The sequence below is a fragment of the Pseudomonas sp. RW10S2 genome (genome assembly GCF_014268985.1).
In the GTDB taxonomy this organism is placed as follows: Bacteria; Pseudomonadota; Gammaproteobacteria; order Pseudomonadales; family Pseudomonadaceae; genus Aquipseudomonas; species Aquipseudomonas wayambapalatensis.
This window is the reverse complement of the sequence record NZ_JABWRO010000157.1, coordinates 1-10,744: the sequence shown is the minus strand read 5'-3', so window position 1 is coordinate 10,744 and position 10,744 is coordinate 1. Positions and strand designations below refer to the sequence as shown.

Below are 10,744 nucleotides of genomic sequence, written 5' to 3'. Positions count from 1 at the left end.
GCAGTTGCCACTGAGCCCCAACGGCAAGCTCGAACGGCGTGCGCTGCCGCACCCTGCGGTCGGCCAGTCGAAACAGCCCTATGTCGCGGCGCAGAGCGCCGTGGAAAAGACCCTCGCCGGAATCTGGCAGGACGTGCTCAAGCTGGAGCAGATTGGCGTCAACGACAACTTCTTCGAACTGGGTGGCGACTCGATCATCTCCATCCAGGTGGTCAGCCGCGCGCGGCAGGCCGGTATCCGCTTCACGCCCAAGGACCTGTTCCGCCACCAGACCATCCAGGGCCTGGCCGGTGCGGTGCGCATCGAGGCCTCAGGTCAGGAGGCCGAGCAGGGGCCGGTGACCGGCCGGGCGGGGCTGCTGCCGATCCAGCAGGCGTTCTTCGAGCTGCCGCTGGCGCAGCGCGCGCACTGGAACCAATCGGTGTTGCTGCAACCGACCCGGGCGCTGGACGCCGATGCCCTGGAGCGCGCCTTGCAGGCGCTGCTGGTGCAGCATGATGCGCTGCGCCTGGGTTTCACCCAGGTGGACGGGCAGTGGCAGACACAGTTCCGTGAGGTGAGCACGATCGGTACGTTGCTGGAACGGGTCGAGGGGGTGCAGCCCGACGCCCTGCAAGCCCTGGGTGAACGGGTGCAGCGAAGCCTCGACCTGGCCGATGGCCCGCTGGTCCGCGCCGTGCTGGTCACTCTTGCCGACGACAGCCAGCGCCTGTTGCTGGTGATTCACCACCTGGTGGTCGATGGCGTGTCGTGGCGGGTGTTGTTCGACGACCTGCAGAGCGCCTATCAGCAGAGCCTTGCTGGCCAGGCTCCGGACCTCGGGCCACGCACCAGTTCGGTCAAGGCCTGGGCCGAGCGCCTGGAAAGCTATGCGCACAGCGAGCAGGGCCAGGCGGAGCTTGCGTACTGGGAGCGTCTGCGCGAGGTGCAGGTGCACTGGCCTGTAGCCGCGCCGACGCAACCTCTGCTCAATCGCGACGCCGCCACGGTGCAAGTGCGCCTGGATGCGGCCCTGACCCGGCAATTGCTGCAGCAGGCCCCGGCGGCCTATCGCACCCAGATCAACGACCTGTTGATGACGGCCCTGGCGCGTACCCTGGTGGCCTGGACCGGTGACGAGCACGCCCTGGTGCAACTGGAAGGGCACGGACGCGAAGCCCTGTTCGACGACATCGACCTGACCCGTACCGTCGGGTGGTTCAGTTCGATGTTCAGCGTGTGCCTGACGCCGGCTGCCGAGCTGGGGGCTTCGATCAAGCAGGTCAAGGAGCAACTGCGCGCCATTCCGCATCGCGGCGTCGGCTTCGGTGCCCTGCGTTACTACGGCCAGCCGCAGGTGCGAGCGCTGCTCGCGGCGTTGCCGCAGCCGCGGGTGACCTTCAACTACCTGGGCCAGTTCGACGGCAGTTTCGCCGTGGACGACGGTGCGCTGTTCACCCCGGCCAACGAGTCTGCGGGTGCGGAACAGGGCGAGGATGCACCGCTGGGCAACTGGCTGACGGTCAATGGCCAGCTGTATGGCGGCGAGCTGAGCCTGAACTGGATCTTCAGCCGTGCGCAGTTCGCCCCCGACGAGATTCAGGCCCTGGCCGAGCGCTACATCGAGCAGCTCGGCGCGCTGGTGCGCCACTGCGTGGAACTGCCGGTGCGCGGCGCGACGCCTTCGGACTTCCCGCTGTGCGGGCTCGACCAGGCCCAGCTTGACCGCTTCCCCGGCCTACTGGAGCAGGTCGAGGACATCTACCCGCTGTCACCGACCCAGCTGGGCATGCTGTTCCACACCCAGGAATCGGCAGCCAACCTGTACATCAACCAGACCAGCATCGAGGTCAAGGGCCTGGACGCCGAGGCGTTCATCGCCGCCTGGGCGCAGGTGGTGGCGCGCCACGAGATCCTGCGCACCGGTTTCTGGACCGCCAGCCACCTGGCCGAGCCGCTGCAGGTGGTCTACCGCCAGGGCAGCCTGCCGGTGCGCTGCCTGGACTGGCGCGAGCGCACCGTCGAACCTGGCGCCCTGCAGGCGCTGGCCGATGAGGATTGCGCGCGCGGCTTCGAGCTGCTCGAGGCGCCGCTGGCACGCCTGAGCGTGGTGCGCCTGGATGACGACACCACCCAACTGATCTGGACCAGCCACCATATCCTCATGGACGGCTGGTCCAATTCGCGCCTGATGGGCGAGGTCTTCGAGTGCTATGCCGGGCATCCGCTGCCCACCAAACGCGGGCATTTCCGCGACTATATCGGTTGGTTGCGCGAGCAGCCGGCGGCGCGCCAGGAAGCCTTCTGGCGCGAGCGCCTGGCAGGGCTGGAGGGGCCGACCAGCCTCAGCGCCAGCCTGCCGTTGCCGGCCGATGCACAGGCTGAAGGCCATGCGGCGCTGTACCTGGACTGGGATGGCGCACGCACCCAACGCCTGCGTGAGGTCGCCCAGCAATTGCGGGTGACCCCCAACACGTTGGTGCAGGCGGCCTGGCTGCTGCTGTTGCAGCGCCATACCGGGCAGCAGACCGTCTGCTTCGGCGCCACGGTGGCCGGGCGCCCGGCGGAGTTGGCAGGTTCGGGCGAGATGCTCGGCCTGTTCATCAACACCTTGCCGATCATCCAGACCCTGTCCGATCAGCAGCCGCTGGACCAATGGCTGCAGGCCCTGCAGGCCTGGAACCTGGAGGTGCGCGACCATGAGCACACGGCGCTGGCCGATATCCAGCGCTGGGCCGGGCAGGGCGCCGGTGGCCTGTTCGACAGCATCATCGTGTTCGAGAACTACCCGGTGGACGAGCGTCTGGCCCAGGCCCAGGACCAGCAGTTGCAGTTCGGCCAGGTGAGCACCCGTGACGTGACCAACTACGCCATGGACCTGGCGGTGCACCTGGGCACGACCCTGAAGATCGAGTTCCTCTATCTGGTCGGGCGTTTCACGCCGGCCAGCGTTGCGCAGATCCTCGCCAGCTTCGAGACCTTGCTGCAGGGGATGCTCGACCAGCCGCAGGCTCGGCTTGGCAACCTCGGCCTGCTCGATCAGGCCGGGCAGCGCCAGTTGCTCGAGGCCAACCGCCTGGGCGGGCAGGCGCCGACGGCGCTGCTGGGCGAGCAGATCGCCCGCCACAGCCGTGAGCGCCCGACCCAGGTTGCGCTGGTGTGTGCCGGTCGCCAGTTGACCTACGCGCAACTCGAACAGCGGGCCAGCCGCCTGGCCGAGCTGCTGGTGGCGCAGGGTGTCGGCCCGGAAGTGCGGGTGGGCGTGGCCCTGCAGCGCTCGGTGGACATGGTGGTGGCGTTCTACGCCGTGATGAAGGCCGGTGGCGCCTATGTGCCGCTGGACATCGATTACCCCCGCGAGCGCCTGGACTGGATCCTGCAAGACAGCAACGCCTCGTTGATCCTCACCGAGCACAGCGTGCAGGCGCGCCTGCCGCAGCGCGACGGGGTGAACTGGCTGCCTCTCGACAGCCTTGACCTCGACGCGCCGGGCCTTATCCGTGGCGCCGCGGCAGTGTCGCCGGACAACCTGGCCTACCTGATCTACACCTCGGGTTCGACCGGCAAGCCCAAGGGCGTGGCGGTGACCCACGGCCCGCTGGCCATGCACTGCGCGGCGATCGCCGAGCGCTACGAGATGGACGTGCGCACCCGCGAGCTGCTGTTCATGTCGTTCGCCTTCGACGGCGCCCAGGAGCGCTGGCTGTCCACCCTGAGCAATGGCGGCTGCCTGGTGATCCGCCCAGGCGAACTGTGGACGCCCGAGCAGACCTGGCAAGCGCTGCATGCCGAGCGCATCGACATCGCCTGCTTCCCCCCGGCCTACCTGCAGCAACTGGCTGAATACGCCGAAGGCCGCGAGCCGCCGGCGGTGCGCATCTACTGCTTCGGTGGCGATGCGGTGGCCCAGGCCAACTACGACCTGGTGCGTCGCAACCTGCGCCCGCAGGCGCTGACCAATGGCTACGGCCCGACCGAAACCGTGGTCACGCCGTTGCTCTGGCGCGTCGCGGCCAGCCAGCCGTGCGAGGCGGTGTATGCACCGATTGGCACTCGGGTCGGCGAGCGCACCCTGTATGTGCTGGACGCTGCACTCAATCCCGTACCGGACGGGGTTGCCGGTGAACTCTACATCGGCGGTGAGGGCCTGGCGCGGGGTTACCATCAACGTCCGGACGTGACGGCCGAGCGTTTCGTCTGTGACCCGTTCGCGCAGGCGGGCGGGCGTCTGTACCGCACTGGCGACCTGGTGCGCCGTCGCCCCGATGGCGTGTTCGACTACCTCGGTCGGCTCGACAATCAGGTCAAGGTGCGTGGTTTCCGTATCGAGCTGGGCGAGATCGAGGCGCGCCTGCGTGGCCGCGCCGAGGTGCGCGATGCCGTGGTGGTCGCGCGGGAGGTCAATGGCAGCAAGCAACTGGTCGCCTACGTGGTGGCCGAGGCGGGTGACAACCTCGCCGAAAGCCTGCGTGCGCACCTGGCCGATGAGCTGCCGGACTACATGGTCCCGGGGCAGATCATCCTGCTGGCGGCGCTGCCGCTGAGCGCCAATGGCAAGCTCGACCGCAAGGCCCTGCCTGATCCGCAGTTCAAGGCGCGCGAGCACGTGCCGGCCAGTACCCCGCAGGAACTGGCGCTGGTGCGTATCTGGCAGGAGGTGCTGGAGCTCGACCAGGTCGGGATCACCGACAACTTCTTCGAACTGGGCGGCGACTCGCTGCGCGTACTCAAGGTGCTGGGCAAGGTCCGCGCGGCACCTGAGCTGGGCCTGAGCCTGAAACTGCGCGACATCATGGGCAAACCGACCATCGCCCAACTGTGCGGCAGCGAACGCAAGCCGCAGGCGCCGGATCCGTTGTTGGCGCTCAACCGTATCGTCGACGGCACCTCGCCGCTGTTCTGCCTGCATGCCGGCTTCGGCACGGTGTTCGACTACGAGCCGCTGGCCCGCTACCTGGACGGGCAGTGCACGGTCTACGGCCTGCAATGCCGCATGCTGCTGGACCGCGAGTGGCAGGACAGCTCGCTGGCGGCAATGGCCGGCGACTATGCCCAGGTCGTGCTGCGCAGGCAGCCTGAAGGGCCGCTGCGGCTGCTGGGCTGGTCGCTGGGTGGGCCGCTGGCGGTGCTGGTGGCCGCCGAGTTGATCCGCCTCGGCCGCGAGGTCAGCCTGCTGGGGTTGGTGGACAGTTACCTGCCGGGGCTGGCTGCACCGGGCGGCGACTGGCGTGACGACTTCCACGGTTTCGTGGCGGTCACCCTGGGCGATGCGCCCGCAGCGGCGCTCGACCCTGCAACGCTGACGCAACTGGACGCCGATGCCCTGGCGGTGCAGATCGGGCAACTGCGCCAACAGGGCAGCACCTCGGACGTCTACGCCCGGATCGAGGCGCAGGACCTGGCGCACACCTTCGTCGTGGCCATGCGCCTGAAAGCCTTGGGCGAGGCCTTGCACAGCCTGCCTGCCGTGGCGGCCGAGGCGCGCTGCTGGTGGGGCGAAGGCGTCGGCAGCCGTGAGCGCGCCAGTTTCGAGGCGGCGCTGGGGCATTGCCAGGCCAGTGCAGTGTTGGCGGCAGGGCACTTCGAATTGCTGCAGCACCCCAGCGTACTGGCGGATATCCGCGACAGCCTGGCACCGACGTTCAGCCATTGAAACCTCGGGCGCTCGCCGCACTGGCGGGCGCCCGTATCGCGTCTTCCGAGGAATTTCCCAATGTCTTTGCATCCTGACCTGGCCGGTTTTCTCGAACTGGTCGAGCTGGGCCGACTGACCGGCAGCAGCCAACCCATGCACCAGATGAGCGTCGAGCAGGCCCGCGCCGAATTCGAACGCAGCTCCCAGGTGCTCGACCCAAGCCCGCCTGGCGACCTGCAGGTCGAGCAACTGCAGATGGTGGATGGCGAGGGCCAACCGCTGTCGGCACGCTTGTATCGCCGGCAGTCGCCGGTGGACGGTCTGCAGCCGGTGCTGTTGTATTTTCACGGTGGCGGCTATGTGGTCGGCAGCCTGGACTCCCACGATGCGGTGTGTCGTCGCCTGGCCATGTGCAGCGACTTTGCGGTACTGGCGCCAGCCTACCGTCTGGCACCGGAAGCACCCTTCCCGGCGGCTGCGGACGATGCCCTGGCCAGTGCCCGCTGGCTGGTGGAACACGGCGAGGCGCAGCGCCTTGATGCCCGCCGGGTGGTGGTCAGTGGCGACAGCGCGGGAGCCAGCCTGGCCATTCTCGTCGCCGCCACGGCCGCGCAGCAGCAGGAGGGGGCGGTGTTGCGCCCGCTGGCGCAGTTGCTGTTCTACCCGGTCACCGATATCAGCCGCCAGCGGCCGTCCCATGTGCAATATGCCGAGGGTTACCTGCTCGAAAGCGAAACCCTGGAGTGGTTCTACCAGCATTACGTGCGTGACCCATCGCAGCGCCTCGATTGGCGGGTGTCGCCGTTACACCTGACCTCGCTCGAGGGCCTGGCGCCTACCTGGATGGCGCTGGCCGGGCATGACCCGCTGCTGGATGAAGGGGTGGCCTGGGCACATGCCCTGGAAAAGGCCGGCGTGCCGCTGCAGTGGCGGGTGGAGCAGGGGTTGACCCACGATTTTCTGCGGATGCAGGGGATGGTCGAGGCCGTGGAGGGAATCTACGCCGAGGTGGGGCGCTGGTTGAAGGCGGTCGGCGCGGGTTGTCAATCAAACGGTAATATCTGATAGCCATATTGGCCGGCCATCAACAATCACAATGGTCGCCCCAACATGCATTTCACGCCGCACCGTCTGGCCCTGTGTGTCGCCCTGGCCAGTGCTGCCCTGGCCGCCAACGCCACCGATTACCAGGTTGGCAATGCCAGTACCAGCACGCTGGAACTCAAGAAGGGCGACACGCTCAAGGTGACGCCGACCGGCAGCATCGTCTCGGGTGCCGACGACGGGGTGATCCTGCCCAAGCAGACCAGCGGCACCACGGTCAGCGTCGATAACGCCGGTATCATTCGCTCCACCGTGGCCCGCGGTATCGACACCAAGGATGGCGGCACCGACCAGAGCTTCTTCGTCATCACCAACCGCGCCGGGGCGCTGATCCAGGGGACCAACGACGGTATCCGTTTCCAGACCAACCCCACCGCGGGTGGCAGCCTCAAGATCAGCAACGCCGGGACCATCGAATCCATTACCGATGGCCAGGCCATCGATCTGGAGGCCTTCAACAACCCAAGCTTCAGAACCACCCTGGTGAACGAGGTGGGCGGAGTGATCCACGCCGTGGGCAACGACGCGATCAAGACCGGCTCCAACGCCACCATCACCAACTACGGGCGTATCTACACCGACACCGCGCCCCAGGATGCCAAGGGTCTGGACCAGAAATACGACGGCATCAAGATCGGTACATCGACCGGTGTCACTGTGTACAACTACGGCAGCATCAGTGCCGACCGTCACGGCGTGGACCTCAAGACCGACGCCACCCTCTACAACTATGCCGGTGCCAGCGTTACCGGGCGCAACGGCTCGGGCTTCGGCTCCGACGGCACCGGCAGCGTGTACAACTGGGGCACCATCACCGGTGCCATCGCCGACGGCAAGATCAATGGCGATGGCGACGGCGTCGATATCGACTTCATCGGCCACGTCTACAACGCCGGCACCATCCAGGGCTTGGGCGCCAAGGGCGTGGACAGCGGCGGGCGGCCCAACGGCAGCGAAGGCATCGCCATGGGCGGCGGTACGGTCACCAACACCAGCACCGGCCTGATCCGCAGCGTCGACAACGGCATCCTGGTGGACGATGGTGCCGAAGGTTCGGGTGTCGGCGCGACTACCATCGACAACGCCGGCACCATTCGTGGTGAGCGCGGTTTCGGTATCAAGCTGGTCGGCAACTTCGACGACACCGTGATCAACAGCGGCACCATCAGCGGTGGCAACGGCCTGGCATTGAGCATGGGCGGCGGCGACGATCGGCTGATCGTGCGCACTGGTGGGGTGTTCAATGGCCTGGTGGATGCGGGCGATGGCGTCGATACGCTGCAGCTCGAGGGCAGCGGCCAGTTTGGCAACAGCGCCAACTTCGAGAAGCTGCTGGTCTCCGGCGGCACCTGGACGCTGAGCAGCGTCAACGATTTCAGCCAGGGTGGCGAGATCACCCAGGGCGCGGCGCTGGTCAACCAGGGCAGCGTGCTCGGCAGCGTACGTGTGGACCAGGGGGCGACCTACGCGGGCGGTGGTGTGGTCGGAGGCCTCGACGTCAGGGGCACGATGCTGACCAACACCGGGCTGGGCGTGGCCACGGTCAAGGGCGACCTGAAGTTCGATTCGGGCGCCAGCCTGGTCTATGGCGTCAACGCCGACGGCAGCAGCGCGCCGATCAACGTCACCGGTACCGCCAATCTGGGCGGTGCCACCCTGCGCATCCAGCCGACCCCGGGCCAGTACCCCTGGCAGAGCCAGTACACCGTGCTCAACGCCGGTGCGATCAACGGCACCTTTGGCCAGGTCACCAGCGACTACGCCTTCCTCACCCCGAAACTGAGCTATACCAGCCAGTCGGTGGGCCTGACCTACAGCCGCAACGATGTCGCCTTCGACCAGTTCGCCCGCAGCGCCAACGGTGGCGCTGCGGCGCGCAGCCTGGCCAGCCTGGGCAGCGGCGGTGCGCTGTACAGTGCGTTGCTCAATACTTCGAACGCCAGCGCCGGCAATGCCATCGAGCAGCTGTCGGGCAGCAACACCGCCAACCTCGCCGCCGCCACCCTGGCCGGTAGCGCCCAGGTGGGCAGCACCATGCTGGGTGCCTTGCAGTCGATGGGCAGCAATGCCGGGCTGCTGGTGGGCCTGGATCAGCAGGACACCCCGGTGCTCGCCGCCACCGGCCTGCCCCAGGGCGTGCGCAACCTCAACGACCCCAACGCCCAGGGGCGTGTGTGGGGCCAGGCACTGGGCAGCTATGGCAAGGTCGATGGCAGCCACGGCGCCAGCAGCCTGGAGCAGCGTACGGGAGGCGCGGTGATGGGCCTGGACTGGGCGGTGGGCAGCGACTGGCGCCTGGGCGTGCTGGGCGGATACTCGCGCACCCGCCTGGACGCCAGCGGCCTGGACGGCAAGGTGCGCAGTTGGCATGCCGGCCTCTACGCCCAACGCCAGAGCGGCCCGCTGGCCCTGCGTCTGGGCGCGGCGTACAGCAGCCACGACGGCGACAGCAAGCGCAGCGTGGCCTTCGATGGCTTCGATGAGCGCCTGAAGGGCAACTACGATGCCGACAGCCAGCAAGCCTTCGCCGAGCTGGGCTATGCCCTGGGCAGCGGGCGCCTGAGTGCCGAGCCCTTCGCCAACCTGGGCTACCAGCGCTACCACCGCGACAGCTACCGCGAGAAGGGCGGCGATGCTGCGTTGGCGGTGGATGCCGACACGCAGGACAACGTCACCAGCACCTTCGGCGTGCGCATCGCGCACCTGGGGCAACTGGACAACGGCATGAGCCTGACGCCCCGCGCCAGCCTGGGCTGGCGCCACACCTACGGCAATCTCGACACTCGCACGCGCCAGGCCTTCCTTGCCGGCGGCGATGCGTTCAGCGTCCAGGGCAGCGCGCTGGACCGTGACAGCCTGGTGGTCGAGGCCGGGCTGGAGCTGGGGCTCAGTGCGCGGCAGAGTGTGGGCCTGGGCTACAACGGCGAGCTGGGCAGCAATGCACGCAACCATGCCGTGATGGGGCAGTGGCAGTTGAAGTTCTGATCGACCCATCGATATACCTGAAGCCGGGGCCGCAAGGGCCCCGGCAGCGTTTCAGCGCAGGTCGCGTTCCAGCGACTTCCACAGCTCGAGCATGGTCGGGTTGCTGTTGCCGATCGAGCGGAACGACCAGATTTCCAGTTCCGCGCTCCACTCATCCCCGCCTGCGCGCACCAGCCGACCGCTGGCCAGTTCCTCCTCGACCGCCGACTCCGGCAGCCAGGCGATGCCATAACCTTCGCGGGCCATGCGCATCAGGTGCATGGCCATGTCGGCTTCGTAGAAGCGCTTGAGGTGAGGCTGCGCGTTGCCCTGCAGCAACACATCCACCACCCGCCCGAGAAACGAGGTGGTGGTGTAGGCGAGATAGGGGATGGGTTTGTCCGCCGCCCCCGGCAGGGCGAACAGCGGGTGGCCTTCGGCGTCGGGCGCCGACACCGGGAAGAAGGCATCGCTGCCCAGGCGCAGGCCGACGAACTTGTCAGGGTCGAGGATGATCGGTGCACGCGGGTGGCTGTAGCCGATCATCAGGTCGCAGCTGCCTTCGGCCAGGGCGATGACCGCCTCCTGCACGTTGGCGGCCAGCACCCGCGCATTGAAGTAGCCGTAGCGGCGCTGGAAACCGGCGAACCAGGTGGGCAGGAAGGTCATCGACAGGGTGTGCCCGGCCACCACCTGGATCGAGCGCCCGGGCATGCGCTCGCCTCGGCGCAGCGCCGAGCGCAGGTCATGGAAGATCGACAGCGCGTCTCGGCCTTCGTCGCAGAAGGTCTTGCCGGCGGCGGTCAGTTGCACCGGATAGGTGCTGCGGTCGACCAGCTCGACGCCGACCCATTCCTCCAGCGAGCGGATGCGCCGCGACAGCGCGGACTGGGTGATGCAGCGGATCTCGGCCGCGCGGGAGAAGCTCTTGGTTTCGGCGATGGCCAGCAGGTCATCGATCCATTTGGTTTGCATGGTGGTGCGCCTCGACCTGATCCCTGCAGGAGCAACTGTCTTGTTCAAAATCTAAACGCCAGCCCAATCTCCCTGTGGGAGCGGGCT

Annotated in this window: 4 protein-coding genes; 3 read left to right on the top strand and 1 reads right to left on the bottom strand. The window is 67.6% G+C overall.

The annotated features are described in order from the left end of the window. The 3 genes from HU729_RS23570 to HU729_RS23560 all read left to right on the top strand — a co-directional run. The coding region (locus tag HU729_RS23570) for a non-ribosomal peptide synthetase (protein WP_186711703.1) at positions 1-5,632 on the top strand (5,632 nt) is incomplete at its 5' end. A 60-nt stretch (positions 5,633-5,692) separates the two neighbouring features. Next, on the top strand, positions 5,693-6,679 hold the full coding sequence (locus HU729_RS23565) for an alpha/beta hydrolase (RefSeq protein ID WP_186711702.1): 987 nt from the start codon (positions 5,693-5,695) through the stop codon (positions 6,677-6,679). A gap of 45 nt (positions 6,680-6,724) precedes the next feature. Continuing rightward, positions 6,725-9,703, top strand: a complete 2,979-nt coding sequence (locus HU729_RS23560) for an autotransporter outer membrane beta-barrel domain-containing protein (protein WP_186711701.1) — start codon at positions 6,725-6,727, stop codon at positions 9,701-9,703. A gap of 51 nt (positions 9,704-9,754) precedes the next feature. Here HU729_RS23560 and HU729_RS23555 read toward each other — a convergent pair whose 3' ends face one another. Beyond that, positions 9,755-10,657: a LysR substrate-binding domain-containing protein gene (locus HU729_RS23555; RefSeq protein WP_186711700.1), complete on the bottom strand. Its 903-nt coding sequence runs from the start codon at positions 10,655-10,657 to the stop codon at positions 9,755-9,757. Between the last annotated feature and the right edge of the window lie 87 nt (positions 10,658-10,744).